The sequence below is a fragment of the Amycolatopsis sp. NPDC049868 genome (assembly GCF_044461365.1).
GTDB lineage: Bacteria > Actinomycetota > Actinomycetes > Mycobacteriales > Pseudonocardiaceae > Amycolatopsis.
Genome location: NZ_JBITKV010000003.1, coordinates 398,298 through 423,960 on the forward strand (window position 1 = coordinate 398,298; position 25,663 = coordinate 423,960).

Sequence of the window (25,663 nt, forward strand, 5' to 3'; positions counted from 1 at the left end):
AGCGCGTCCACCGCGTGAGGATCACGTTGCGAAAGGGCGGTCGAAGAGGCTGGAGCTGTGTTGAATGGATGTCGGGCACAACGAAAGGAGCGCCGATGGAGACCGTCCTCGTCGTAGGGGCCGGGCAGAGCGGGTTCGGAGTGGCGACCTCGCTGCGGGACAAGGGGTTCGGCGGGCGGGTGGTGCTGATCGGTGACGAACCCGGGCTGCCCTACCAACGGCCTCCGTTGTCGAAGGGCTATCTCGCCGGGACCGCGGGCGACGCCCAGCTGCGTCTGCGGCCCGAGGACTTCTTCGCGGAGAAGAACATCGAACTGATCCCGGGCCGCGTCGCGTCAGTGGATCGCGACGGGGCGAAGGTGGTGCTCGAAGACGGGAGTGCTCACGAGTACGACCATCTGGTACTGGCGACGGGAGCGGTCAACCGTGCCCTACCGGTACCAGGGTCCACTTTGGACGGTGTGTTCACCTTGCGTACCAAGGACGAGGCCGACGTCCTGCGGGCCGCGCTGGAAGGCGCGGAGAACGTGGTCGTGGTCGGGGGCGGGTTCATCGGGCTGGAGTTCGCCGCGCACGCCGGGCGGCCTGTGACGATCGTTGAGGCGCAGGACAGGCTGATGGCCCGCGTCGCGACTCCGGAGGTCTCGGCGTACTTCGCCGCTCTGCACGAAGAGGCGGGTCACACGATCCTGCTCGGCAAGGGTGTGGCCGCGCTGCGCGGTGAGGGCCGGGTGGCCGAGGTGGAACTGAGTGACGGCACCCTGCTGCCCGCCGATCTGGTGCTGGTCGGGGTCGGGGTGGAGCCGCGGACGCGGCTCGCCGAAGGGGCGGGGCTCGCCGTGGCGAACGGTGTCGTCGTCGACGAGCACCTGCGCACGAGCGACCCGAAGATCTCGGCGGTCGGGGACTGCGCGAACTTCCCGTGCGTCCAGGCGGGCACGGCGACGCGGCTGGAGTCGGTGCAGAACGCCGTCGACCAGGCGCGGGCGGTGGCGGCCGTCATCGCCGGCGAACCCGCGCCCTACGACAGCCTGCCGTGGTTCTGGACCGACCAGCTCGGCGCGAAACTGCAGATCGCCGGAATCCTGACCGGGGCGGACAAGACCGTCGTGACCGGGGACCGGGAGGGCGGGAAGTTCTCGGTGCTGTCGTTCCGCGACGGTGTGCTCGCCGGAGTCGAGTCGGTGAACCGGCCGCCGGACCACATCGCCGCGCGCCGTCTGTTCGCCGCGGATCCGGCGCCGCGATTCGAGACGCTGGAGGCCAACGGCTTCGACCTCAAGGCGACCTTCGCGTCAACTCGTGGTTGACGATGAGCGATCGTCAACCTAAAGTTGACGGCATGACGAATCCAGTCCGGCTCGACGACCTCATCTCCCACATCAAGCAGCAGCATCCCGACGGTGACGTGCTCGGACAGCTGTCCGACGCGGTCTTCCTCGGCGAACACCTCGGCGAAGTGGCCGACCACCTGATCGGCCACTTCGTCGACCAGGCGCGGCGTTCCGGCGCGTCCTGGACCGAAATCGGCAAGAACATGGGGGTGTCCAAGCAAGCGGCGCAGAAGCGCTTTGTCGACTCCAGCGGCTCATCGCTCGAAGACCTGGTGAAGGTGTTCAGCCGCTACACCGATCGGGCGCGGCACGTCGTCGTCGCGTCGCGGGACGCCGCTGTTTCGGCGAAGAGTCCGCAGATCGAGCCCGTGCACCTGGTCCTCGGGCTGCTCTCCGAACCGGCGGCCCTCGCCGCCGGGGCGATCGTCGCGCAGAAGGTGACTCTCGAAGCCGTCCGCGAGGCCGCGGAGGCGAAGCTGCCGGAACCCGCCGACGAACCGGTGGAGGCGGCGAAGATGGCGTTCGGCGCGCAGGCCAAGAAGGCGCTGGAGCTGACCATGCGGGAGTCTCTGCGGCTCGGGCACAACTACATCGGCACCGAGCACATCCTGCTGGCCCTGTTCGAACTCGGCGACGACCTGCTGCCCGGGCTCGGCCTCACGAAGGAGAACACCGAGGCGGTGATCGTGCGGGCGCTGGCGGAGATCGTCGCGGCACGCGGGGAGGGCTGAAAGTGTCCTTCACCGCGTCAGCCGCGGTGAAGGACACTTTCCCTTGTCAGGCGGGGGATTCCGGGCGGCCGTCGGCGGCCCAGGCGGTGTGGAACGAACCCTCGCGGTCGACGCGGCGGTACGTGTGGGCACCGAAGTAGTCCCGCTGCCCCTGCACCAGCGCGGCGGGAAGCCGCTCCGCGCGCAGACCGTCGTAGTAGGCCAGCGCGGTCGAGAAGCCCGGGGTCGGGATGCCCAGCCGCACCGCTGTGGAGATCACCGAACGCCAGGAGTCCTGGGCGTCCTCGACGGCCTTGCGGAAGCCACCTGAAGTCAGCAGCGTCGGCAGCGCGGGCTCTTCGGCATACGCGGCCGTGATGTCGTTCAGGAACTTCGCGCGGATGATGCAGCCGCCGCGCCAGATGGACGCGACCTTGCCGAGGTCGATGTCCCAGCCGTATTCGGCGCCGCCCGCCTGGATCTGGTTGAAGCCCTGGGCGTACGCCACCACCTTCGACGCGTACAACGCCTGCTCGACGTCGTCCGCGAAAGTGTCCAAAGCGGACCCTGTCAGCGGGGCGCGCGAGGGACCGCCGAGACCGCGGGAGGCCTCGCGCAGGTTCGACGAACCGGACAGCGAGCGCGCGAAGACGGCTTCGGCGATGCCGCTGATCGGCACGCCGAGGTCCAGTCCGATTTGGACGGTCCAGCGGCCGGTGCCCTTCTGCTCGGCTTGATCCGCCACGATGTCGACGAACGGCTTGCCGGACGCGGCGTCGGTGTGGGCCAGCACCTGCGAAGTGATCTCGATCAGGTACGAATCCAGCCGGCCGGAGTTCCAGGTGCGGAAGACGTCGGCGATCTCGGCGGGGGAGTAGCCGCCCGCGCCGCGCAGGAGATCGAACGATTCGGCGATCAACTGCATGTCGGCGTACTCGATGCCGTTGTGCACCATCTTCACGAAGTGCCCGGCGCCGTCCGCGCCCACGTGCGTGCAGCACGGTTCGCCGTCGACCTTCGCCGAGATGTCCTCGAACAGCGGCCCGAGCGACTGGTACGACTCCTTCGAACCGCCCGGCATGATGCTCGGCCCGTGCAGCGCGCCCTCCTCGCCGCCGGACACGCCGGTGCCGACGAAGTGGATGCCCTTCTCGCGCAGCGCGGCCTCGCGACGCCGGGTGTCCGCGAAATGCGCGTTGCCCGCGTCGACGATCACATCGCCCTTCTCGAGGAGCGGGACGAATTCGTCGATCACGGCGTCCGTCGGCGCGCCGGCCTTGACCATGATCACGACCTGGCGTGGGCGCTCCAGCGCGTCGACGAACTCCTGCGCCGAATACGCCGGGATGAAGTCGCCTTCGTCGCCGAACTGCTCGACCAGTTCCTTCGTCCGCTGCTCGGAACGGTTGTGCAGGGCCACCGTGTGCCCGTGCCTCGCCAGGTTCCTGGCCAGGTTGCGGCCCATGACCGCCAGGCCGGTGACCCCGATGCTCGCCTTCTTGCTCATCCGAACCCTTCCGCTTCGATTCCCGTGCCGAGCCTATCCCCGTTGAGGGATACGGCGCCGGGACGAGAAGGGATCACAGCCGAGTTGTCCACAATCAGGCCTGCCTGTGGACAACTCGGCTCGGCCGCCCCGTTCCGGCGGAAGCGCCGATATGCTGGGTGCGGGGCCGTCCCCCAGGGACGGGCGGGGGGTTCAGTCGGGGCGCGCGAGTGATTCGGGAGCGGCGTCGAGCGCGTCAAGCACCGCGTCGCCGTTCGCCCTCGCCCATTCGGTCAGCGCCTGGATCGGGCCGGTCAAGGTCGTCCCGAGCGGGGTGAGCTCGTACTCGACGCGGGGCGGCGTCTCGGCGTAGGCCTGGCGGCGGACGAGTCCGTGCGCCTCGAGTCGCCGGAGCGTCTGAGTGAGCACCTTGCGGGAGATGCCGCCGATCAGCTCGATCAGCTCGCCGTGGCGCACCGGTCCCCCGCTGAGGCCGGCGAGGACGACCACGGTCCATTTGTCGGCGATCAGCTCGACCGTCAGCCGCGCCGGACAGTCTGCGAGAAAGAGCTCGCCGGAACCGAAACCGCTCACGACGCAAAGGTACCTGCCGGTTCCTATCGGAAACCTAGCGTGGAGCCATGCGAGCAATCACCCAGCGGACACTCGGCGGTCCCGAGGTACTCACCATCACGGACCTGCCCGAGCCCCGTCCCCTGCCGACCGAGGTCCTCATCCGGGTCAAGGCGATCGGGCTCAACCCCTTGGAGGCGCGTCTGCGCGCCGGCGAGTTCCCGCTGCTCGGCGAGCCGCCGTTCGTCCTCGGCTGGGACGTCAGCGGTGTGGTCGAGTCGGCCCGGACGGGGCGGTTCAGGCCCGGTGACGAGGTTTTCGGGATGCCGCTGTTCCCGCGGGCGGCGAATGCTTACGCCGAGGTCGTGGCGGCGCCGGCGGTGCACCTGGCACACAAGCCGGCGGTGCTCTCACACGCCGAGGCGGCGGCGCTGCCGATCGCCGGGCTGACGGCGTGGCAGGGGCTCGTCGACCTCGCGGGCGTGACCGGCGACGACCGTGTCCTGGTCCACGGCGGCGGTGGCGGGGTCGGGCACGTCGCGATCCAGCTCGCGAAAGCGCTCGGAGCGCACGTGATCACGACCGCCGGCGCGAGCAAGCGGGAGTTCGTCGAGGGGCTCGGCGCCGACGAAGTGATCGACCACACCACGGTCGATTTCACCGAGGCGATCCGTGACGTCGACGTCGTGCTCGACACGATCGGCGGCGACACCGCCGAGCGCTCGCTCGACGTGCTCCGCCCGGGAGGTCACCTGGTGACGGCGGTCGCCGACGAGGAAACGGAGCTCATCGCGAAATTCGAGGCGGCCGGTATGCGCTTCAGCGGTATCGCGGTCGACCCCGACCCGGTCGCCCTGCGAGGGCTCGCGAGTCTCGCCGAACAGGGCAGGCTTCGGGTCCACGTGCACGAGACGTTCCCGTTCGAGCGCGTCGCCGACGCGCACCGGCTGCTCGACGGCGGTCATCTCCAGGGCAAGCTCGTCCTCACCGTCTGAGTGTCGCGAGTGGAGCGAGTCAGGAGAAGCACCGGATCGGGGCGCCGTTGAAGGCGACCATGTCCGCCAGCGCCGCCCCCAGATCGATCGGCGCACCCCACGCGAGACCGTCCAGTTCGGCATACGCCCGGTGCAGGTTCGCCGGAAGCCGTTCCTGTTCGGACAGTGCCTCGTAAGGCCCCAGGTCCGCTTCGCGAGCGGCCTGAAGGGGCGTCAGCCCGGCGGCCTTGCCGTACGACGCGAGTTTCTGCAGGAAACCCAGGTATCCGTCGACGACGTCGATCGCCTCGGGGCCGCATATCGGGCCGTGGCCCGGCACGATCGTCTCCGGCTCCAGTTCGCGGACCAGGTCCAGCGCCCGCCGCCAGCCGGCGGGCGAGCCCATCAGCGCGAACGGGCTGCCGCCGTTGAAGATCAGGTCGCCGACGAACAGCACCCGCCGCTCGGGCAGCCAGACGAGGACGTCGTTGGTGGTGTGCGCGGCGTGTCCGGGATGGATCAGCTCCAGCCGGACGTCGCCGGCGTGCACGGTCAGCCGGTCGTCGAACAGCACCTCGGGCGGCCGCAGCTCCAGCCGCCCCCAGTCGTTCCCGGTGAACCAGTTCTCGTAGGCGTTGATCCCGGTCGCGACCATCGCCTCGCGTGTCTTCCGGTGCCCGATGATCGTCGCGCCCGTCGCCAGGTGGTTGCCGTTCGTGTGGTCGCCGTGATGATGCGTGTTGACCACAGTGGTCACCGGTGCCCCGCCGGTCGACTCCGCCGTCGCCAGCAGCGCCCTGGTACGCCGTTCGGTCGCACACGTGTCGATCACCACCACGTGATCGTCCGCGGCGACGAACCCGCAGTTGTTGATCCACCACGAGCCGTCGGGCTGGACGTACCCGTACACACCATCGGTGACCTGCCTGGCGAAGGGGGATTGGTCCACTCGGTCACTATGCCCGACCGACGTGCCCGAAATGTGACGAGATCGCTCCGCCACCAGGGTGACGTACCAGGTGACTGGTGTTTTGGGCCGTTTCCTGGAACGCTGCGGAATGTCATCATCGAACCCCGCAAGGTGAAGTACCCTGGGTGGGTTCGAGTATTCGCGCGCAGGACGGCGGGCAGCCGTGGTCCTGGTCTATGTGGTCCGGGAGAGCAAGGCGATGGCCAGCACCGTCACCTCGCGCCGGAAGCAGCTCGGGAACGAGCTCCGGCATGCCCGCAACGCCGCGCGGATGACACAGCAGCAGGTCGCCGAAGTGCTCGGCTGCACCCAGGGCAAGGTCAACAAGATCGAGTCCGGTGCCGTCGGGGTCAAGCTCGGGGATGTGCGATCGATGCTGAACGCGTTCGGGATCAACGGCGACGAGGCCGACACGTTGATGAACCTGGCCCGCGCCGCGGCCGGGCAGCGCGGCCACTGGTCCGGCTACCGATCCGTGGTGCCGCACTGGTTCCGCACCTTCACCGACCTCGAACCCGCGGCCGCGGAGATCCTCACCTGGCATGGCGAGCGCATCCCCGGCCCGTTGCAGTCCGAGCACTACATGCTCAAGCAGTTCACCGAAGCCGGCGCCACGGATGTGACTTCGCTGGTCCGCAACCGGTTGGACCGCAAGGCCGTCTTCGAACAGCAACAGCCGCCCTACTACCGGTTCATCATCAGCGAGGGCGCCTTGCGCCGCGCTCCCGGCGGCTCCGCCCCGGCGGTGATGCTGGACCAGGTCGAACATCTGCTGGCTTTGGACAAGCATCCGCGCGTGTACGTGCACGTGCTGCCGTTCGGTGCGCGGCTCGCCGCCGTGCCCAACGACTTCACCATCATGCGTTTCCCGGACCGCACCAGGGATTTCGTCTACATCGAACACTCCGCGGGCGGGTTGTACCTCGACGACGTCAAGGACTTCAACATCTTCGTGGACTCTTGGGACAGATTGCGCGGTGCCGCGCTGGAACGCCAGGAAACCCGGCAGTTCCTCAAGGAACTCGCCGAGTTGTACAGAACACAGATGCAAGCCTGAGATGGACCCTGACTTCCTTCCCGAAGGCGTGGATCTCGAGCGGCCCAACGCCGCCCGGATCTACGACTGGGCGCTCGGCGGCACCGCGAACTGGGCGGTGGACCGGGAATTCGGCGAACAACTGGTCAAGACCTTCCCGCTCGTGCGCACCGCCGCCAGGGCGAACAGGGCCTTCCTCGGCCGCGCGGTCAGGTATTGCGCCGAGCACGGAGTGACCCAGTTCCTCGATCTCGGTTCCGGCGTGCCGACGGTCGGCAACGTCCACGAGATCGCCGACGAGATCGACGCCGACAGCCGGTGCGTGTACGTCGACAACGAACCGGTCGCCGTCGCGCACGCCAGGATCCTGCTGGAGAAGAACGGGGACCCGGCCAGGCACGCGGTGCTCGGCGGCGACCTGCGCGACGCGGACGACATCTGGGAAAACGCCTTCGACACCGGCGTGCTCGACCCGGCGAAACCGGTCGCCCTGCTCACCGTCGCGGTCCTGCATTTCGTACCGGGCCCCGAACTCGCCGACGTCATCGCGCGCTACCGGAGGCTCCTGCCCGCCGGTTCCTTCTACGTCCTGTCCCACGTCACGATGTCCGGCGTGGAGGGTGACGAGCTGGCCCAGATCCAGCGCGTCGTGAAGCAGTACGAACAGTCGAGCACGCCCGCGTCCTTCCGCGACAAGGAAGAGATCCTCGGTTTCTTCGGGGATTTCGACCTCGTGGCACCGGGTCTGGTCCCGGTCGGCGCATGGCGGCTGGACGACCCCCGCTCGCCTGCGGTTGACTGCGCCATCGGCGGGGTCGCCCGCAAACCCGGTTCCTGACGAGGTGTGACGGTATGACGACGCAGCACGACCCCATCGACCCGGTGGCCCCCGAAGGTGTCGATCTCGAACGGCCCAACGTGGCCAGGGTGTACGACTGGTTCCTCGGCGGTTCGGCCAACTGGGCCATCGACCGCGAGTTCGGCTCGCAGGTGATCAAGCAGTTCCCGGAGGTCAAGACGTTCGCCCGCGTCGGCCGCGACTTCCTCGGCCGCGGCGTGGGATACCTGGCCCGCCAGGGGATCACGCAGTTCCTCGACATCGGTTCCGGCGTGCCCACCGTCGGCAACGTCCACCAGATCGCGAGCGCGGTCAACCCGGCGAGCCGGGTCGTCTACGTCGACATCGAACCGGTCGCCGTCGCGCATTCCCAGCTGCTGCTGGAACGCGAGGGCCTGCTCGGGCGGCACGCGGTGCTGCAGGGCGACGTCCGGGATCCCGCCGACATCTGGAAACGCGCCCTCGACACCGGTGTGCTCGACCCCCGGCAGCCGATCGGGCTGGTCCTGGTCGGGCTGCTGTACTTCCTCGGCCCGGAGGAGCCCGTCCACGAGATGGTCCAGCGCTATCTCGATTTCCTGCCGTCGGGTTCGTACTTCCTGTCCTCGCATCTGACCGAGGACGGCGTGACGCGCAAGGAAGGCGACAACCGTGAGAACGTCCAGGAGCTGTACAAGAAGACCAGCGCGCCGTTCCACCTGCGGTCCCGCGCGGAGTTCGCCTCGTTCTTCGACGGACTGGAGATGGTGGAGCCGGGTATCGACTGGATGGCCACCTGGCACCTCGACGAGGCGGATTCCCGTGCCAGCAACCGGTTCGCCGACGACCCGACGTTCACCGGCGGCCTCGGCGGATTGGGCCGTAAGCCCTGATCTCCGTCAGGCCCGGCCGGTCAGATGCCCGATCAGGGGTGTCAGCTCGAACTGACCTTCGAGCGGCCGGCCGGTCCTGATCAGATCCCGGTGTGCGCCCGGCGAATCGACCTCGGAGTTCCACGGCGGCTGCTTGCGCAGTGGCGCCTGGATGAGACTGAACCCGAACCGCTGACGCAGTTCCAGCCCGATGGTGCGGTGGTGCTTCGCCGAGGCCAGGCGTTCGTCCTCACGGCGGAACAGCAGCGTGGTGAGGCGGACGGCCACGGCGGTCACACCCCCCGGCTCGGACGCGGCAACCGCGCCTGGTCGGCCGAACCGGCGAGGCCGAGGCAACGCTCACAGGGCATCCCCGAACCGACGGGGACCCATTCCAGGTGGTCGTAAGGCATCGCCGCGCCACAACGGGCGTGCAGGAACTCGGGGTGCGAACCCCCGGAGTGCAAGTCGAAAAGATGCGCGGAGCGGCGGCTTTCGCCCGCCGTCCCGGCCATGAGCCTGCCGACGGCGAGTACCGTCGCCGGCATGGTGTCCTGAATGATCACGCTGATCCTCCCCCACGAGGTCGGCGGTGGGTGGTCATGCGCCGCGAGGCCGGTGTCCGGCCGGTCACCTGCCGTCGGTGGCCTGCTGGAACGGCGAAACTCCCCGCGGAACGCACTCGGCTGCATCCGCCGCCGAAGTCTCCGCGTACTGCGAGCGATTCACCAACAACCGAGCCCCGGCCGCTGCGATTAATCCTACTCCTGGAATAATCTTCATGTCGAGGGTGGGCGGAGTTGATCACCCACTTGGCCGTGCGGGATAGTCCCGTTGAGGCAGGGAGAAGCCGGGACGGTGACGGTTCGCGCAGGTCGCGGCCCGCACCCCCGACCGACGTTCGGAGGTACGACCAATGGCCGATTATCCATCGGCGGCGGATTACGATCCGACCACGGCCGTGTCGCTGTTCGACGACTCCGCGTGGGAGAAGTCCTTCGCGAGCGAACCCAACGGGGGGAACTGTGTCGAGGTCAACCTCGCTCGCGAAGGCCTGGTGGGGGTCCGTGACACCAAGCTGACCAACAGCCCCGTGTTCGTCTTCGATTCCGGTGAGTGGAACGCCTTTCTCAAGGCGGTCAAGGCCGGACAGTTCGATTTGAGCCCATGACGAAAGGCTCGCGCGTCCATCGGGACACGCGAGCCATCCGATCTTCGTCACTTCGAGTCACACCGTCGCGGGAAGCCCGTTCCCGCGTAGCCGGGATTTCGTGCGCCGCCAGGCGACGGCGATCAGGACGGCGAGGACGATCAGCGGGATCAGGCTGATCGACCAGCTCACCGCCATCGGCGGCCCCGGCTGTTCGAGCACCGCGAGATCACGGAGTTCTCCCACGCCCTTGCCCGCGGGCCCGTCGATCTCGAACCGGAACGTCCACGCGCCCTGTGTCTGCAGGGCCCGGATGTCCAGCCCCCACACCTCCAGTTTCCGCGGATGCTTCGCCAGCGGCTGGGGACGGCCCAGCCGCCCGGTCTCCGGATTGAGGAACGCGAGCGTCCCCGACTTCCCGGCGATCCCGTCGTCCGGGATGAACGTGAAGTCCAGCGATTGCATGGCGCGCAACGGCCACGTGCTGAAGCCGACGGTCATCCCGTACGGTCCGACCTGGACCCGTTCGGTGTGGACGATGTTCACCGGTTCGTAGGCGTTCGCCGCGGGCGTGGTCGCGAACAGTAACCCGATCGCCGCCGCCAAGGCCAGCAGTGTCTTACGCATGCGCGTTCTCCCCCTTCGCCGGGGCCAGCAGCCTCAGCATCCCGCCGAACCGCCACCCGGCGAATCCGCCGAGCAGCCCGACCACCGCGCCGGCCGCGGCGGTGGCGAACACGACCGCCCAGGGCATCCGGTCGGAGCCGTAGACGATCGCGTTCTGGATCGGCATGCTCGCGCCGACCAGCAGCCCGCCGACCACACCGGCCAGCACCGAAACCCGGCCGGCCTGCCGGCCGCGTCGTGAAAGCAGATACACCGCTTCGAGTACCGCCGCGATCGGCAGCAGCGCCATCGGCATCATCGCGGGCATCGCGGGAACGCCGTCGATGTAGTCGCGCATCGGCAGGCCGACGGCGCTCGCGTACGCCTCGGCGGCCCACGGCGAGAACCACCAGGTGATCGCCTGGATGACCGCCAGCGCCGCGGCGACCCGGACCGCTCCGCCCGGCCGTCCCCAGAATCCGGCGCCCGCCGAGACCAGCAGCACCGAAAGCAGTGCGATGCCGACGGAGACGACGTCGAGCCCGTCGAGGTCGATCTGCTGCAACCCCAGCACGGTCACCGTGCTGAACGCGATCAGCACGCCGAGGCTGCCGACCACGCCGACGGTGCCCCAGCGGTGTTCCCGCGCGGCCGCGAACACCATGACCGTGCCGATGATGCTCAGCGTGATCGACAGCAGCAGCCCGATATGCGGCGGCGAGTCGATCACCGCGTCGAAGCCGTACAGGCCGTGCCACCACTGATCCCACAGGCCGTACAGCAGGAACATCGCCGCGCCCGTCCCGGTCACCAGATAGCCGGCCGGTGCGGCGAAGACCTTGCCGAAGACGTTGATCGCGCGGCCGCCGACCCGTGCGTCGACCGGACGTCCCGCCCGGCGCGCGGCCGTGGTCATCAGCACGATCACGAGGCTCGCGAGCCCGGAGATCGCGCTGCCCGAATACAGGAACAGATGGGGCATCGTGAAGAACGTGTCCGGGCCGACGTCGCCGTGCCACTGGATGTCCCAGGTCAGCCCGACCAGCGAGATCACCGACCCGGCCAGCACCGTGCCCGCCGGTACGAGACCGGTGCGTTCACTGCGTGACACCGAGACGGCCCTCGCCCCTCCCGCGGTGAGATCCATACCCCCGACCTCCCTCTCTTACTTGACCAGCAAAGGAAAAACGTGCTGCGTGGCGCCGGACGGCCCGCGCAGTGAAACGGTGATCTCCCATTGCCCCGGCATCGGCAGCAGGACGTCGCCGGTGCGGAACCGGCCCGGCCCCTCCGCGATGGCGGGCGACGGGGCGAGCGCGTGCCCCATCTGCGGCATGACGGGTTCGAGAGTGACGACGTCCGGCGTGGCACCGGTGACGGTCAGCGCGAAGACATTGCCGCCCTGGTGCGGATCTTCGACCGAAAGCTGCACCGTGTACGGGCCCTGCGTCGAGCGCTGCACCTGCGCCCCGCCGCTGCTCGGCCACACAAGCCAAGCCACGATCGCCGCCGCGAGCACGGCGACCACGGAGATGAGCAGGACGGGTCTGCGTCTGTCCACTGTGGAATTCACTGTGGTGCCCCTTCCGCCGGGACCTCGATCAGCATGGGCACGGTCAGCACCGTGTAGTCGCGTTCGGCCTGCAGCCACACCCGGTACTTTCCGGGCGCGGCGAAGGTGTAGGTGAACGGGACGTCGGGGCCGTACGCGGCGACCGTTTCATCGGGTTTGTCCGGCATTCCCGGCGACTGCGGGATCATCGAGTGCACATGGGCCCAGGTCGGCGCGGCAGCGGCATCCGCGCCGACCCGGTTGTCGTCGGAGATCGGGCCGACGACGATCAGGTGGCCGAGCATGCCCAGCCAGGGTTGGAGATCCGGTCGGGCGAATCGTGCGGTGATCGTGGTCGGCGTGCCCGGTTTGACCTCGACGTCGACCGGGTTCCCGTGCACGACCCGCTTTCCGGCTCCGGCGGGGACGGGATCGGCGGGAGACTCGGTCCCCGCCGCGACGTTCATCGTGGTGCGGACTAGTTGCACGCCGCCGCCTCGTCTGGCGAGTTCCGCGGCGACGGCGTAGGTCCCGGCCTCGGGCGGGGTGAATTTCACCCGGTGGTCACCGGGGCCGACACGAACGGGATGCAGATGCCAGAGCCTGCCCGTCGGCGAGATCACGACGAGGTGGATCAAAGCGTTGTCGTGCACCAGAAGGTCGTCGACGGGGCGGCCGGTCGCGCCGTCCGCGAGGGCGAGGCGCACCTCGGCGAGCGCGCCCGCTCGCGCGTTCGGCGAGCGCACGGCCAGATTCACCGGCGGGCGCGAGAAGTCCACTGTGGACATCTGCGCGTTCGCGTACGGGTCCTGGATGTTGTCGATCGTCGGATCCAGCGCCGCACCGGGCGCGGGCGGCGGCGGGGTGGACGCGGACAGCATCGCGCCGGTGATCGCGACGGCGAGCGCGGCGACCATCCCGCCGGCGGGGATCAGCGCGAGCTGTGGCCGCCGGACGCGCATCGCGACGACGAGACCGAGCACCAGGAACACGCCCGCGGCGACGAAGCCGCCGAAGGTGGCCTTCTCCCACGGAGGGATGACCCTGGCCGGGACGATGAACGGGATCGACGCGGTGTCCGTCCCGTCGTCCAGGCCGAGCTCCCACGGACCCGGCTGATCGACCCGCAGCTGTGCCGCGTGGGCGCCGGGTTTCCCGTCCAGCCGCATCGTGGTTTCGGAAAACGTCGTTCCGGCGGTGGACGCGCGCAGTTTCAGCGTTCCCGGCGCGCTTCCGGTGTGCGTGACGACGTCGACGTGCAGCGGGCCGGGCGCGATGTCCATCCGCCGCAGGATGACCGTGAGATCCCGGGTGCCGAGCGTCTGCGCGACCTGGACGTCCGCGCCGCTCGACACGCCGTCCGCCTGGGCGGTGCCGGACAGCAGAACGGACGCCAGCGCGCAGAGTACGAGTACGCGGGCGATGACCATCGGCGCCGTGCGCCGCCCCCTCGGTGAATTCCCCATCCCGGCTGAAGTTAACGACGAAGGCCCGGGAAAGCGTCACGGCTCGGGGTGAATCGGGGTCCCCCGTACAGGGGACCGCGCCCCTTACTCCGGTGGGGGTCAGCCCCCCAGGAAACGATACGCGCGTGGATGCGCCCGGAACCAGACGTTGAGCCTGCCGATCCGCCGCACGAGCGAAGACCGCAGCGTCACCGGCACGAGACCGCCGAAGAACCGCACCGCGCGGCGGAACCGGTCGAACCGGCGCTGGTCACGAGCTGTCCACTGTAGACCGAGGCGATCACGCAGGACGGGCGGCAGCGTGGCGCGGATGACGAACATCTGTCCCCGATGCTGCCATCGCTGTAGCCGTATCCACCGTTTGTCGGGCAGCCATCGCCACGGCTTCTTCACCGTGCGGATCGTTTCGAACAAGGTCGAAATCGTCTCGTTCGGGCCGAACCCGTCGATCATGTCCGCGTAATACCGCTCGAATTCCGGCCACGTCGGCGGCAGGTCCTGCTCGCGCAAGCCGAGCAGCCGTCCGACGTCGCACATCTGCGCGTAGTATTCGTCCAATTCGGACGGAGTCATCGGTGTTCCGTAGAACCGTTGTGTGTCAACGGGAACCATGACGAGCGTGGCGTGCACCCAGGCGTACGCGTGCGGGTTCAGCGCGCTGTACCGGCGGCCGTCGTCGACGCCGGTGAACGACCGGTGCAGTGCCCGGAGCCGGTCCGCCTCGTAGCGCGCGCCCTCCGGGCCGCCGTAGATGTAGATGGACAGCGACGCGGCCGTGCGCATCAGCCGGGTCCACGGATCCTCGATGTAGTCGGAATGATCGCGCACCCCGGCCGCGACGACCGGATGCGCGACCTGCAGCACCAGCACCTGGCCGGCCAGCAGCCCGGCCCGGAAGTCGCCGAAGTACTTCCACGCCGCCGTCCCCTTGACGATCGGCGGACCGGTCATGACGCGCCGCGGACGAGCATCATCAGCGACTGCGCCACCCCGGCGCCGTCGGCGCCCGTGGCCAGCCTGCGCAACTGCAGACCGGCGATCAGCGCGACGACCGGACCGGTCAGCCGCTCCGGCGACGGCACGCCGAGCGTTTTCAGGATCACCAGCGCGAGTTCGTCGTAGGCGGCGAAACAGCGGGCGGCCGCGTCCTGGAGTTCGGGATCGCGGGCGGCCTGCAGGTAGAGCTCGTGCGCGCCGAGTTCGTCGGTGCCGAACGGGAGCCGCGCGATGACCTGCTCGACCACCGACGCGGCCTGCTCGACACTCAAGCCCTGCTCGCGGTACGCGTCGACGAACCCGGTCAGCTTCGTGGTCTCTTCTTCGACGAACAGCAGCATCGCCTCGCGCAGCAAGGCGGTCTGGCTCGGGAAGTGGTAGGTCAGCGTGCCGAGCGAAACCTCGGCCTGCCGCGCGATCCGGCGGTTGGTCAGCCCGCCGACACCTTGTTCCCCGACCACCTTGAGAGCGGCGTGGAGAATGGCCTCGCGGGTGTTCACCAAGCGGTCTCGGGTTTGCGGTCCTGCCACCGTTCGACCTCTTCCAGTTGCGCGGCCAGCGAGATGAGCCGTTCCTCGGCGTGCGAGGGGCCGAGCAGCTGACCGCCGAGCGGCAGGCCTTCCGGGCTCAGCCCGGCGGGGACGTTGACCCCCGGCCAGCCCAGCACGTTCCACGGCCAAGCGTAAGGGCACGCGGCGATCATGGCCTGGTCGGTCTGCCAGCCGGTGAGCTTGTCGAAGGTGCCGATCCGCGGTGGCGGCGTGGCGGTGGTGGGTGTGAGCACGACGTCCACCCGGCCGAACACCGAGCCGATCTGCCGTTGCAGCAACGGTTCCGTGGCGCGGGCGAGCCGCAGCGCCGGCCCGGCCAGCGCCGAACCCTGCCGCGCGTTGGCACGTGTGCGCGGGTCGAGCCGCGCCTGGTCCGGGACGCGGCGGGACCAGTCACGCACGCCGACGAGCGAACGCGGCAGGAAGGTGAGGCCGATCAGCCGGTAGTCGGGTTCGATCTCGACGATCTCGTGGCCGAGTTCGGCGAACCGCTCCGCGAGCCGGACGACGGCCGTGTGCGCCTGCGGATCGAGTTTCGTTTTCGTTGCGGTGAAAGGAATCCTGGTGGACAACCCGATCCGCATCCGGCCAGGTTCGCGGCGGGCGGCGGCCTGGAAAGCGGTACCGGTGCCGGCGGCGACGTCGAGCAGCAGGGCCGCGTCGGCGACGGTGCGCGCGAGCGGGCCGACCACGGTGAGGCCGTGGAAGAGTTCGCGTTCGGTCGGGACGCGGCCGCGTTGCGGTTTGATCCCGACCAGATCGGTCCACGCGGCCGGGATCCGGATCGACCCCGCCCCGTCGGAACCCAGCGCGGCGGCGATCACCCCCGACGCGATGGCCGCCGCCGCGCCGCCGGAGGAACCGCCCGGGGTGCGCTCGGTGTCCCACGGATTGCGGGTCGCGCCGAACGCGGGGCCTTCGGTGAAGGGCCATTGGCCGAGTTCCGGGGTGTTGGTCTTGCCGATGAGCACCGCGCCCGCCTCGCGGAGTGCGGCGACGGCCGGGGAATCCGTTGTCGCGACAGTGAAATCGCCCTCGCAGCCGAACGCGGTCGGCAGTCCGGTGACGTCGAGGTCGTCCTTGATCGCGGTCGGGACGCCGAGCAGGGGAGCGGACTCGCCGGCGGCCAGCCGACGGTCGGCCTCCTCGGCCTCGCGAAGGGCTTCTTCGGCGCGAAGGCATTTGAAGGCGTTGAGAACGGGCTGGCTGGCTTCGGCCTTTTCGAGCGCCAAGCGCGTGAGCTCGACGGATGTCGTGGCTCCGGTGGCGAGCAGCGAGGCCTGTTCGGCCAGGCCAGTGAACGCGAGGTCGGTCTTCGAGGTGGTCATGGGTTCCCCCCGCTGGTTCTCGTTCGTTCAAACGAACGATACCACCGAGTAGCCTCCGTGTGGTTACGTGACGTTCATGAATCTCGATCGCTTCCCCCGCGTCGACCTCGGCGGCTACCCGACGCCGCTGCATCCCGCGCCCCGGCTGGGCGAGGCCCTCGGCGTGGCGAACCTGCTGCTCAAACGAGACGACGTGCATCCGCTCGGCGTGGGCGGCAACAAGCTGCGCAAACTCGAATTCCTGCTCGGCGCGGCGATCGAGAACGGCGCCGACACGGTGATCACCTTCGGCGCCCTGCAGACCAACCACGGCCGCCAGACCGCCGCTGCCTGCGCGAAGCTCGGGCTGCGGTGCGAGCTCGTGCTGACGGCGAAGGTCCCTCGTGACGGTGACGCGTACGAAAGGTCCGGCAACGTCTCCCTCGACCATCTCTTCGGCGCGAACGTGCACATCTGCCGCGACGGCGAGGAGACCGGACGGACCTACGACCGGCTGATCACCGAGGCCGCGGCCGAGGGACGCCAGGTGGCGACGTTCCCCGTCGGCGGCTCCGACGGTGTCGGGGCGCTCGGCTACGTCGCGGCCGCGCGGGAGATCGCCGGGCAGCTCGCCGAGCTGGGGGTCACCAAGGCCAGGCTGGTCGCCCCGCACGCCAGTGGCGGGACGTCCGCAGGGCTCGTCGTCGGGACCGCGGACCTCGGCTGGCTGACCCTGGACATCGCCTGCGTCAGCCATCCGGTCGACGAAGCCCTCGACAACCTGGCCGATCTCACCATCGCCGCCTCCGCGCTGCTCGGCACCGAGCCGCCGTCACTCGAAGGTCTGCGTATCGACGACCGCACGATCGGCCCCGGCTACGGGATCCCGACCGGCGAGACGTGGGACGCGGTGCGGCTTTTCGGCCGCACGGAAGGAATCGCGCTCGATCCCGTGTACACCGGCAAAGTGGGCGCCGCGCTGATCCGCTGGGCCGCCGAAGGCCATTTCGCGCCCGACGAGCACGTCGTCTTCCTGCACACGGGCGGGCTGCCCGGCCTCTACGGTTACGCCCCCGAATTCGCCGACGCGGTGCGCCGCTGACGCGACCTTCAGCATCCCGGCGATCAGGATCACGTGTGCCACCAGCGAAATCCGTTGCATGACACCGACCGGCGCGATATCGGTCAGTGTCTTGAAGAACGGGATGTCGGACAGGCGCACGAAGATGAAGCTGAGCCCGAAGACGACGAGACCGGCCGCGCTACCCCAGGCCAGGCGCCCGACGAGCCTGGCCGCCGGGGTGCCGCGCAGGTTGTCGCGCAGGGTGAAACCGGCGGCGGGCAGGCTGAGGAACGCGATGAGGCACGCGTACAGGTGGATTTCGCCGCTGACCGGATCCGGGAATTCGGGGTAGCTCGCCGGGAAGATCGCGGCCGCCGCCAGCCCCAGCGACCACAGCACGAACAGCAGTTTCGTGGTGCGGCTGAGCGGGATCCCGGCCGCGGCCAGCGCGCCGAGCGCGGTGAGCGAGCCGATGGAGAGGGAAAGCACGCTGGCGCCGAGCATGCCGGTGCCGCGGTCGACGTAGGCGTAGCTGGACAGCGTGTCGAACACCGGATCGCGTGAGCTGATCAGGTGAAGCACGACCATGGTGAACAGCGCCCAGCCGATGGCCGCGCCCGACGCGATCAGCCAGGGTCTCGTCCGCGATCTCTCCCCAGGGAACGTCATGCGTCCAGCGTGCTCGCGCGGGCGCGATTTTCCGATCCGGGAAGCCCCCGGTTTTACCCTGGGGCTACCCCGAAGTCGACCAGTACCAGTAGCTGGTCATCGTGCCTTTTCGCGCGGGGCCAGCGCTCGCCGTCGGGGTCCTGTTTCTCCGCCGTGCGCACCGTGTCGAGGACGGCGTCCGGGCCACGCTTCCGGCTGATGGCGAGCACCTCCGGCCAGTCGAACAGGCCGTATTCGTCGACGCCGATCGCGACGCCATCGGTGGCCAGCAGCAGGGCGTCGACCTCCGAGCGCGGCCAGCTGCGCCGGACGGCCTCGGCGGCGGCCCTGGGCTCCGCTTCGGCGACCCAGAAGCCGCCCGGCGCGTTGCGTTTCGCGCGGACGTCGGCGCCGGTGCGGAGCTGACCGCTTTCGCGCAGCGAGACGAGCCTGTCGTCGGTGAGCGGGTCGGCGCCGGAGGGACCGAAGGCGACGATGGGGCTGTCGGCGAGCACCAGCCCGTCGACGGTGTCGTCCGTCCAGCGCGCGATCGCGACCGTGCTCGACGGCGAGCGTCCCGGTTCGAGGCCCTCGCGCCGGGCGACGTCGGCGATCGACTCGGCCAGCAACACCGCGAGATCGGCCTGGGGTTCCGCGCTCAGCGCCCGCGACAGGCTGTGCACGAGCAGGCTCGCGTACCAGCCGCCGGACGGCAGATCCGGCCTCGGCGCCGTCGCCCCGTCCAGCACCACCACGGCGTTGCCGAGGACGGCGACGTGGTCTTCGGTCGGGCGCGTCGCTCCGTCCGCGCCTACTCCGTCCCTTTCCGCCACTGCGATTTCGGCCATGCCCCGACCCTAACTGTCAACCGAGGTTGACGTGGACGAGATGTCAACGTAGGTTGACGTCATGACCGAAGCGACAGATCTGGCCGCGCGAGCCGGCGACCGCGATCCCCGGGTGGGATTGCGCGCCGTCGCCGCCTTGCGCCGGCTGTTGGAACAACTCGAGGCCGTGCAGGTCCGCAGTGCGCGGGTGCACGGCTGGTCCTGGCAGGAGATCGCGGCCGAGCTGGGGGTCAGCAGGCAAGCGGTGCACAAGAAGTACGGGAGGCATTGATGTTCGAACGTTTCACGCCCGAACTGCGCGAGGTCGTCGTCGGCGCCCAGCGTGTGGCGTCGGACGAGACAGCCGCGAGCGTCGACGGGCTGCACCTGCTGACCTCACTCGCCCGGCACACCGGTGTGTTGACCGCGCTGGGCTGTCCGGCGGACGAACTGGCCGACGACCTCCGGCGTGTCCGCCGCCGGGGCGGGATGAGCGACGCCGATGTCGAAGCCCTGAGCGGGTTCGGCATCGACGTCGAGCACATCGTCGAGCGGGTCGAGCAGACCCACGGCCCGGGGGCGCTGGCCGGCGGGAAGCGCGCCGGACGCGGTCATCGGCCGTTCACGCCGGAGGCGAAGAAGGTGCTGGAGAAGAGCCTTCGCGAAGCCATCGACGTCGGCAGCAAGCGCATCGAAGGAGAACACCTCTTGCTCGCGCTGACGGCCGTTCCCGGCGCGGCCGCCGACGTGCTCGCGCAGCGGGGCATCGACTACCTCGCCGTCCGCCGCCTCCTTGAGCAGCGCGAGGCCAGCTGATCACCCATCGCGAAGCCGTCGCTCTTGCTCGCCCGGCGTTTTCGCGTGACCGGATGGACGACACGCGTGATCCGACGGACGACACGCGTGACCGGATGGACGACACGCGCGCGGCCGGGGCTATGGCGCGTGTCGTCCGCCCAGTCACGCGTGTCGTCCATCCCGACACGTGTGCCGTCCGTCCAGTCACGCGTGTGCGCGTTCCCGCCACACGACGTACGGCAGGAACGCCTGGGTCAGCGGTCCGATGGCGAGCGCGTAGAGGACCGTGCCGACGCCGACCGTGCCGCCGAGCAGCCAGCCCGCGGCCAGGACGGTGATCTCGATGAGGGTCCGGACGAGGCGGATCGACTTGCCCGTCCGGGCCGAGAGGCCGGTCATCAGCCCGTCACGGGGTCCGGGGCCGAGCCGCGCGCCGACGTAGATCGCGGCGGCGAGGCCGTTGAGCACGACCCCGGCGACCAGGTTGAAGACCTGCCAGCCGAGCACGTCCTGCTCGGGCAGGAAGACCCGCACGAGGTCGACGGTGAGCGAGATGACCACGACGTTGGCCGCGGTCCCGATACCGGGCCGCTGCCGCAGCGGGATCCACAGCAGCAGAACGAGGACCGACGCGATCGCGGTGACCGTGCCGAACGAGAGACCGGTGATCTTCATCAGGCCTTCGTGGAGCACGTCCCACGGGTCGAGGCCGAGTCCCGACCTGGTCAGCATGGCCATGCTGCCGCCGTAGAGGGCGAGCCCGCCGACGAGCTGGATCGAACGGCGGGTGGTGTCCTGGGAGATGCCGACAGGTCTGAGGTCGAGTTTGAGTGCCACGAATGCACCATCGGGGGTAAGTGGCTACCTTGACCATGGCCAATCTGGAACAATTGGTCTTATGGAACCGCTGATCCCGCTGACTGGACGCGTTTCAGGCCCGAAATTGGCCCTCTTGCTGGGGAGTTGGCGGCAGAGTGGTTCTCGACACGGTGCCGCGGATCTGGCCGCCGCCGTCGAGCTGCTGGTCCTCGACGGCAGGCTGCCGCTCGGCACGAAACTGCCCGCCGAACGGGAGCTCGCCGACGCGCTGGACGTCAGCCGCACGCTGATCGGTGCCGCGCTGGACAAACTGCGCGCCGACGGCCTGGTCGCTAGCCGTCGCGGGGCGGGCTCGTGGATCGCGTCCCCCGGCGGCCGGGGCCGGAGCGCGATCCTGCCGACCGGCGAGGACCTCATCGATCTCGCCCAGGCCTGCCCGCCCGCCGTCGCCGGGCTGGTCCCGGCCGTGGACGCCGCGCGGAAGGCGCTGGTGGACCACCTCGGCGAGAACGGCTACCAGGTGCGCGGCCTGCGGATCCTGCGTGAGCGAATCGCCCGCCGCTACACCGAACGCGGCCTGCCGACCAACGCCGACCAGGTGATGATCACCAACGGCGCGCACCACGCGTTCGTGCAGGTCCTGCGCATGCTGGCCGGTCCAGGCGACCGGGTGCTGGTCGAGCAGCCCACGTATCCGAACTCGCTGGAAGCCATCGGTGCCGCGCACGCCATCGGGGTACCGGTGCCGTTGGACCCGGTCACCGGATGGGACGTCGTCGGCATCGAGGCCGCGCTGCGGCAGTCCGCGCCGCGGCTCGCCTACTTCGTCGCGGACTTCCAGAACCCGACCGGACTGCGCATGGACGCCACCGGCCGGGAGCGGCTCGCGGCCGCGCTGAACCGCGCCAGGACTCCGGCGATCATCGACGAGACACTGGTCGAACTGGACCTCGAAGGCGATCCGGCCGACGGGCCACCGCCGCTGGGCGCGTTCATGGGCGATCTCGGCATCACGATCGGCTCGGCGTCCAAATCGCATTGGGCGGGTCTGCGGCTCGGCTGGATCCGCGCCTCCGAGGACGTCATCGGCAGGCTGATCGCCGCCCGGTTCGCCGTCGACCTGGGGTCGCCGGTCTTCGAACAGCTCGTCCTCGCGGAACTGCTCGACGACGGCGGGGCCGCGCTGGCGCATCGCCGTCAGGAGGCGCTGGCCCTGCGTGACGCGCTGACCGGGGCGCTCAACTGGTACTGCCCGGAATGGACGTTCACCGTCCCGCCCGGCGGGCTTTCGCTGTGGTGCCGTCTGCCGGAGCCGATGAGCACGCGGCTGGCCGTCGCGGCGGCGGGGCACGGGGTGCAGGTGGCGCCGGGCTCGCGGTTCGGTGTCCACGGTGGACTGGAGCGCTGGCTACGGCTGCCGTACGCGCTTCCGGCCGAGATGCTTTTCGAGGCCGTGCGACGGCTGGGCGCGGCGGCCGCTTCGGTGGCCGCGACCCCCTCCATCGTCGCCCCGGTCGCCGTCCAGGTCACCTGATTCCCGAAACGTGAAGGGCGGAAACGGAAATAGCCGGTGCGCCGGCGGGGCGGCCGATGCTCCAGGGAGGGCATCGGCGCCGCACGACCAGCGCACCGGCTATCCGGCCCGCCCCGAGGCCGAGACCTCGGGACGGGCACCGCGGCGGTTACCCGGCACAGCCCCTCGACGTGCCGGGAACCGCCCGCGGTTCAGGCGGACTTCGAGCTTGGCCGGCTCCTGCTCGGCGCGGTGAGCAGAAACCCCCGGAGTCCACCCGGTGCTGGTCCCGGCGCCGCAGGGGCAGCGCGGCGCCGGGGCCGGGATCCGAACCGGCCGGGCGCGGTCGGCCGTTCGGAAAGAAAGTGGGGTTGCCTGAAAGAGGGGCAGGCGAAAGCGGCTTGTGCCGGTGGGATCAGCAGACGCCGAAACCAGAAGTTGATCTTGGTTTGGACGTGGTTCTCCCCGGCGACCCGGTCAGGTCAGTCGGGGGAGGTGGCGGGAAGCGCGGCTTCCCGGCCGGTGCGCTCGCCTTCGTGGTCGCAGCCGGTTCCGATGAGCTTCAGCTGCGTGGCGGGGATTCCGGAGTCGAGCACGGCGAGCGGGCCGCGGCCGCCGCCGGTGTGGTCGTGTCCAGGCTGGACGGTCGTCGTGGGCGCGACCGGGGCCACCGGTGCGCTCGGCAGGCCGCCGCCGCCGCCCGAGCCGCCGCCGTCCCTGGACGCGTGCGTGTCGGACTCGGCGGGCGCGGCCGGAGCGGGCTGGGCGCCGTACTCGACCCGGACGGGCAGCGTGACGCGGTGGTTCTGGCTCGCCACGACCGGAACGGGGTTCTCGGCGGGCACGAGCGGACGCGGGGCCGGGGTGACGGGCGCGTCCTGCGTGACGGCCTTCGCCGGGACGGCGATGGTGACCGAGCCGCTCGCCGATTCGCCCGAGCCGCCGCCGAAGACGGGATCGAGCAGGTCGCCGGTGCCCGGCAGGATCACCGGGGCGCCCGCTCCGCAGCACGGATTCGGCGTGACGATCGGCGCGACGACCTGGTCGCCGATTCCATCGACGACACCGACGACCCCGCCGACGGTTTCGACGACGCCGCCGACCGTGGTCGTGACCGTGTTCAGCACGCCGCCGATGAGGCCGCCCAGCAAACCGTTGGAGGCCTTCGCGGTCTTCGTTTCCGGCTCCGGAGAAGAAGTCTTCTCGACGGAACTCGCGCTCGAAACGGCCTTTTCCTCCACAGTGGCCTCGGGCTCTTCGCTCGAAACGGGAGCGGGCTCATTCGAGGTTTCGGTGGGCTTGGCGGGTTTCGTGGTCTCGGTGGTGCTGGAGTCCGAAGTGGACTCGTTCGGAGTAGTCGTTTTCCCGGGTCCGGCTTCGTCCGAGGGCTGCACCACGGAGGTTTCCGGTGTCACGGGGAGCTGTTCGTCGGCCGAAGCCGGGGTGCTCAAAACGGCGCCGAGGAGCCAGCCGGTGAGCGCGAGCCCGCCCGCGAAAAGAATTCGCGTGCCGGTCTTCCAGGAAGTGAGGTCGTGACGGCGCACGACTGCCGCACCACTCACAGCAATCACCACCGTCCGCGCCTGAAACCCACGTTTTCCGCGTGAGTTCGATCTTGCTTGGGGTCTCTTCCGGTCAGGTCGCAGTTCCCCCGGGGCTGCACCAGTTTTAGCACCGGAGGGGAGTGTTTCACCTCAGCCGCCGCTGATCCAGCCCGTTAGGCGGAACGACGCAACCGGCTCCGGTGCCTGGAGTACCGAAGTTGATCACTCTCGGTATGTGCCCGGCGGCCATCCGAGGACGGGTGGAACTACTCAAATCCTCGGTGACCTGACCTTTTCCGGATCCCCGATGCGGTGCGTGCCGTCGAAGTCGCGTTCGGTGATCGGCGCGGCGGGCGCAAGCCGCCGGGAGGGGAAGGTCCGGGATGTGGGACGTGAACGCGGTGTCGGCGGCGGTGCTCAAGGCGCTGAAGACCTACCGGCTGAGCGAAACCGATGCCAAGGACATCTGTCAGGACGCCTGGCTGGAACTGCTTCGCGTGCCCGGTGCGCTACGCGACGAAGCGAAGATCCGGGCTTGGCTGACCACCACGGCGCGGCGTCGCGCGCTCCGGATGATCACCAGGAACAGGCGCGAAACGCCGCGTCCGCTGCCCGGTGCGGAGACGACCCCGGAGGCCGAGGTCGTCCGCGCCGAACGTGACCGCGCGCTCTGGGCGGCGGTCGATCGCCTGCCGGATTCGCATCGACGGCTCGCGCGGCTTCTCGCGCACCGGCCGGACTTGTCCTACGCCCAGCTCGCGGGGGAGCTGGGCATCAGTCCGGCCAGTGTCGGCAGGCTCCGAAGACGGTGTTTGGACCGGCTCAGACGGACACTCGAAAAGGGCGGCTGGGCGTGAACATCGGACGGGTCACCGAAGTTTGCGCAATCGGGTGACCGCTTCGTCGATGACCTCGTTGCGTTTGCAGAACGCGAAACGCAGAAGGTGTTTCCACTCTTCCGGGTGATCGGTGAACACCTTTACGGGCACGGCCGCCACGCCCACTCGTTCGGGGAGCTCCCAGGCCAGTTCCGCCGCGTCGACGAAGCCGAGCGGACGGACGTCGACGCAGACGAAGTACGTCCCGGCGGTCGGCCGGACGGCGAACCCCGCCTCCGCGAGGCCGGCCGCGAGCCGGTCCCGTTTGTCCTGAAGGCTCGTGCGCAGCTCCTCGGCCCACGGCAGTTCGTGGTCCAGCGCGTGGGCGACGGCGGGCTGGAACGGGCCGCCCGAGACGAAGGTGATGAACTGCTTCGCCGCCTTCACCGCCGCGACCAGTTCGGGGCTCGCGCAGACCCAGCCGATCTTCCAGCCGGTGCAGTTGAACGTCTTGCCCGCGCTGGAGATCGACACGGTGCGGTCGCGCATACCGGGGAACGTCGCCAGCGGGAGATGCTCGGCGTCGTCGAACACCAGGTGCTCGTACACCTCGTCGGTGATCGCGATCAGGTCGTGCTCCACGCAGAGCGCGGCGACGGCTTCCAGCTCGGCACGCGTGAACACCGTGCCGGTCGGGTTGTGCGGCGAGTTGATCAGGATCGCCCTGGTCCGGCCGGTCACCGCGGCGCGCAGGCCCTCGACGTCCAGCGCGAACCGGCCGTCGCGTTCCACCAGGCCGACGACGCGCCGCTCCGCGCCCGCCATGGCGACCGCGGCCGCGTACGAGTCGTAGTACGGCTCGATGACGATCACCTCGTCACCCGCCTGCGTGAGTGCGATCAGCGACGCCGCGATGGCCTCGGTGGCACCGGCGGTGACCAGGATCTCCGTGTCGCGGTCGTACTCGACGCCGTAGCGGAGGCGATGCCGCGCGATCGCCGCGCGCAGCTCGGGCCGCCCCGGACCCGGCGGATACTGGTTCGCACCCCCGAACAGCGCGTTCTTGGCGGCGTCGAGCATTCCGGCGGGGCCGTCGGTGTCGGGGAAACCCTGGCCGAGGTTGACGGCTTCGTGGCGGACGGCCAGTGCCGTCATCTCCGCGAAGATGGTCGACGTGAAGGGCTGGAGGCGGGGTACGAGGACAGGTTCGCGCACGATCAGCCATCCTCACGG

The 25,663-nt window shown here is 69.6% G+C and carries 28 protein-coding genes and 1 pseudogene; 12 read left to right on the top strand and 17 right to left on the bottom strand.

The genetic code is table 11. The features are described from left to right. The first annotated feature begins 95 nt into the window (after positions 1–95). The gene (locus ACIBTM_RS15400) at positions 96–1,310 is read left to right on the top strand and encodes an NAD(P)/FAD-dependent oxidoreductase (protein WP_395877129.1); all 1,215 of its coding nucleotides are present in this window, start codon (positions 96–98) and stop codon (positions 1,308–1,310) included. Between the two features lie 32 nt (positions 1,311–1,342). Next, positions 1,343–2,065 carry a Clp protease N-terminal domain-containing protein gene (locus ACIBTM_RS15405; RefSeq protein WP_395877130.1) on the top strand — a complete coding sequence of 241 codons (723 nt, stop codon included), beginning with the start codon at positions 1,343–1,345 and terminating at the stop codon, positions 2,063–2,065. A 46-nt stretch (positions 2,066–2,111) separates the two neighbouring features. Here ACIBTM_RS15405 and gndA read toward each other — a convergent pair whose 3' ends face one another. Together gndA and ACIBTM_RS15415 are read right to left on the bottom strand one after the other, a co-directional pair. After that, the gene (gene gndA / locus ACIBTM_RS15410) at positions 2,112–3,551 is read right to left on the bottom strand and encodes an NADP-dependent phosphogluconate dehydrogenase (protein ID WP_395877131.1); all 1,440 of its coding nucleotides are present in this window, start codon (positions 3,549–3,551) and stop codon (positions 2,112–2,114) included. A gap of 192 nt (positions 3,552–3,743) precedes the next feature. Beyond that, the gene (locus ACIBTM_RS15415; RefSeq protein WP_395877132.1) at positions 3,744–4,124 is read right to left on the bottom strand and encodes a winged helix-turn-helix transcriptional regulator; all 381 of its coding nucleotides are present in this window, start codon (positions 4,122–4,124) and stop codon (positions 3,744–3,746) included. Between the two features lie 47 nt (positions 4,125–4,171). Between ACIBTM_RS15415 and ACIBTM_RS15420 the strand changes: the two genes are divergently transcribed. Next, complete coding sequence (locus ACIBTM_RS15420; protein ID WP_395877133.1) at positions 4,172–5,098, top strand: NADP-dependent oxidoreductase; 927 nt, start codon at positions 4,172–4,174, stop codon at positions 5,096–5,098. Between the two features lie 19 nt (positions 5,099–5,117). Here the strand turns inward: ACIBTM_RS15420 and ACIBTM_RS15425 are convergent, their stop codons facing one another. After that, a complete protein-coding gene (locus tag ACIBTM_RS15425; protein WP_395877134.1) occupies positions 5,118–6,026 on the bottom strand; it encodes an MBL fold metallo-hydrolase in 909 nt (302 codons plus the stop codon). 220 nt (positions 6,027–6,246) lie between these two features. Between ACIBTM_RS15425 and ACIBTM_RS15430 the strand changes: the two genes are divergently transcribed. Genes ACIBTM_RS15430 through ACIBTM_RS15440 form a run of 3 tightly spaced genes read left to right on the top strand, consistent with a single transcriptional unit; the run spans position 6,247 to position 8,793 of the window. Continuing rightward, positions 6,247–7,104, top strand: coding sequence for a helix-turn-helix transcriptional regulator (locus ACIBTM_RS15430; protein ID WP_037335949.1), 858 nt, complete (start codon positions 6,247–6,249; stop codon positions 7,102–7,104). Position 7,105: 1 nt separating this feature from the next. Then, the gene (locus tag ACIBTM_RS15435; protein ID WP_395877135.1) at positions 7,106–7,921 is read left to right on the top strand and encodes an SAM-dependent methyltransferase; all 816 of its coding nucleotides are present in this window, start codon (positions 7,106–7,108) and stop codon (positions 7,919–7,921) included. 14 nt (positions 7,922–7,935) lie between these two features. Then, a complete protein-coding gene (locus ACIBTM_RS15440; RefSeq protein ID WP_395877136.1) occupies positions 7,936–8,793 on the top strand; it encodes an SAM-dependent methyltransferase in 858 nt (285 codons plus the stop codon). A 6-nt stretch (positions 8,794–8,799) separates the two neighbouring features. On the opposite strand, the gene ACIBTM_RS15445 is transcribed toward ACIBTM_RS15440, so the two are convergent. Then, complete coding sequence (locus ACIBTM_RS15445; protein ID WP_395877137.1) at positions 8,800–9,069, bottom strand: hypothetical protein; 270 nt, start codon at positions 9,067–9,069, stop codon at positions 8,800–8,802. Then, the gene (locus ACIBTM_RS15450; RefSeq protein WP_240596030.1) at positions 9,066–9,338 is read right to left on the bottom strand and encodes a hypothetical protein; all 273 of its coding nucleotides are present in this window, start codon (positions 9,336–9,338) and stop codon (positions 9,066–9,068) included. Before ACIBTM_RS15450 ends, ACIBTM_RS15445 begins: the two co-directional genes overlap by 4 nt. 350 nt (positions 9,339–9,688) lie before the next feature. Here ACIBTM_RS15450 and ACIBTM_RS15455 point away from each other — a divergent pair, with 350 nt between their 5' ends. After that, positions 9,689–9,943 carry a DUF397 domain-containing protein gene (locus ACIBTM_RS15455; RefSeq protein WP_395877138.1) on the top strand — a complete coding sequence of 85 codons (255 nt, stop codon included), beginning with the start codon at positions 9,689–9,691 and terminating at the stop codon, positions 9,941–9,943. A gap of 57 nt (positions 9,944–10,000) precedes the next feature. Here the strand turns inward: ACIBTM_RS15455 and ACIBTM_RS15460 are convergent, their stop codons facing one another. The 7 genes from ACIBTM_RS15460 to ACIBTM_RS15490 form a co-directional block, all read right to left on the bottom strand. After that, positions 10,001–10,549 (bottom strand): hypothetical protein, encoded by a 549-nt coding sequence (locus tag ACIBTM_RS15460; RefSeq protein WP_395877139.1) that lies wholly within the window; start codon positions 10,547–10,549, stop codon positions 10,001–10,003. Next, positions 10,542–11,675, bottom strand: coding sequence for a hypothetical protein (locus ACIBTM_RS15465; RefSeq protein WP_395877140.1), 1,134 nt, complete (start codon positions 11,673–11,675; stop codon positions 10,542–10,544). Before ACIBTM_RS15465 ends, ACIBTM_RS15460 begins: the two co-directional genes overlap by 8 nt. An 18-nt stretch (positions 11,676–11,693) precedes the next feature. Further along, a complete protein-coding gene (locus tag ACIBTM_RS15470) occupies positions 11,694–12,101 on the bottom strand; it encodes a FixH family protein (protein ID WP_395877141.1) in 408 nt (135 codons plus the stop codon). After that, positions 12,098–13,546: a hypothetical protein gene (locus ACIBTM_RS15475; RefSeq protein ID WP_395877142.1), complete on the bottom strand. Its 1,449-nt coding sequence runs from the start codon at positions 13,544–13,546 to the stop codon at positions 12,098–12,100. Before ACIBTM_RS15475 ends, ACIBTM_RS15470 begins: the two co-directional genes overlap by 4 nt. A 99-nt stretch (positions 13,547–13,645) precedes the next feature. Next, positions 13,646–14,497, bottom strand: coding sequence for an oxygenase MpaB family protein (locus ACIBTM_RS15480; protein WP_395877143.1), 852 nt, complete (start codon positions 14,495–14,497; stop codon positions 13,646–13,648). Continuing rightward, the gene (locus ACIBTM_RS15485; protein ID WP_395878073.1) at positions 14,494–15,042 is read right to left on the bottom strand and encodes a TetR/AcrR family transcriptional regulator; all 549 of its coding nucleotides are present in this window, start codon (positions 15,040–15,042) and stop codon (positions 14,494–14,496) included. Before ACIBTM_RS15485 ends, ACIBTM_RS15480 begins: the two co-directional genes overlap by 4 nt. Continuing rightward, positions 15,039–16,421: an amidase gene (locus ACIBTM_RS15490; RefSeq protein ID WP_395877144.1), complete on the bottom strand. Its 1,383-nt coding sequence runs from the start codon at positions 16,419–16,421 to the stop codon at positions 15,039–15,041. The genes ACIBTM_RS15485 and ACIBTM_RS15490 overlap by 4 nt, the downstream gene beginning before the upstream one ends. Positions 16,422–16,497: 76 nt before the next feature. On the opposite strand from ACIBTM_RS15490, the gene ACIBTM_RS15495 reads away from it, so the two are divergent. Continuing rightward, the gene (locus ACIBTM_RS15495; RefSeq protein ID WP_395877145.1) at positions 16,498–17,502 is read left to right on the top strand and encodes a D-cysteine desulfhydrase family protein; all 1,005 of its coding nucleotides are present in this window, start codon (positions 16,498–16,500) and stop codon (positions 17,500–17,502) included. A 78-nt stretch (positions 17,503–17,580) separates the two neighbouring features. Here ACIBTM_RS15495 and ACIBTM_RS15500 read toward each other — a convergent pair. Then, positions 17,581–18,132 (bottom strand): annotated as a pseudogene (locus ACIBTM_RS15500) (DUF998 domain-containing protein); the annotation flags it as partial. Between the two features lie 53 nt (positions 18,133–18,185). Then, positions 18,186–18,959 (bottom strand): protein phosphatase 2C domain-containing protein, encoded by a 774-nt coding sequence (locus ACIBTM_RS15505; protein WP_395877146.1) that lies wholly within the window; start codon positions 18,957–18,959, stop codon positions 18,186–18,188. A gap of 61 nt (positions 18,960–19,020) precedes the next feature. Between ACIBTM_RS15505 and ACIBTM_RS15510 the strand changes: the two genes are divergently transcribed. Then, positions 19,021–19,230, top strand: coding sequence for a sigma factor-like helix-turn-helix DNA-binding protein (locus tag ACIBTM_RS15510; RefSeq protein WP_004559389.1), 210 nt, complete (start codon positions 19,021–19,023; stop codon positions 19,228–19,230). Beyond that, on the top strand, positions 19,230–19,754 hold the full coding sequence (locus ACIBTM_RS15515) for a Clp protease N-terminal domain-containing protein (RefSeq protein ID WP_395877147.1): 525 nt from the start codon (positions 19,230–19,232) through the stop codon (positions 19,752–19,754). Before ACIBTM_RS15510 ends, ACIBTM_RS15515 begins: the two co-directional genes overlap by 1 nt. Before the next feature lie 186 nt (positions 19,755–19,940). Here the strand turns inward: ACIBTM_RS15515 and ACIBTM_RS15520 are convergent, their stop codons facing one another. Next, positions 19,941–20,573, bottom strand: a complete 633-nt coding sequence (locus ACIBTM_RS15520) for a YitT family protein (protein ID WP_395877149.1) — start codon at positions 20,571–20,573, stop codon at positions 19,941–19,943. Positions 20,574–20,634: 61 nt separating this feature from the next. Between ACIBTM_RS15520 and ACIBTM_RS15525 the strand changes: the two genes are divergently transcribed. Next, positions 20,635–22,089, top strand: a complete 1,455-nt coding sequence (locus ACIBTM_RS15525) for a PLP-dependent aminotransferase family protein (protein ID WP_395877150.1) — start codon at positions 20,635–20,637, stop codon at positions 22,087–22,089. Between the two features lie 461 nt (positions 22,090–22,550). Here the strand turns inward: ACIBTM_RS15525 and ACIBTM_RS15530 are convergent, their stop codons facing one another. After that, positions 22,551–23,630 (bottom strand): hypothetical protein, encoded by a 1,080-nt coding sequence (locus ACIBTM_RS15530; protein WP_395877151.1) that lies wholly within the window; start codon positions 23,628–23,630, stop codon positions 22,551–22,553. 365 nt (positions 23,631–23,995) lie between these two features. On the opposite strand from ACIBTM_RS15530, the gene ACIBTM_RS15535 reads away from it, so the two are divergent. Continuing rightward, the gene (locus ACIBTM_RS15535; RefSeq protein WP_395877153.1) at positions 23,996–24,469 is read left to right on the top strand and encodes an RNA polymerase sigma factor; all 474 of its coding nucleotides are present in this window, start codon (positions 23,996–23,998) and stop codon (positions 24,467–24,469) included. 12 nt (positions 24,470–24,481) lie between these two features. On the opposite strand, the gene ACIBTM_RS15540 is transcribed toward ACIBTM_RS15535, so the two are convergent. Next, positions 24,482–25,645, bottom strand: coding sequence for a pyridoxal phosphate-dependent aminotransferase (locus ACIBTM_RS15540; protein ID WP_395877154.1), 1,164 nt, complete (start codon positions 25,643–25,645; stop codon positions 24,482–24,484). Positions 25,646–25,663 lie beyond the last annotated feature (18 nt).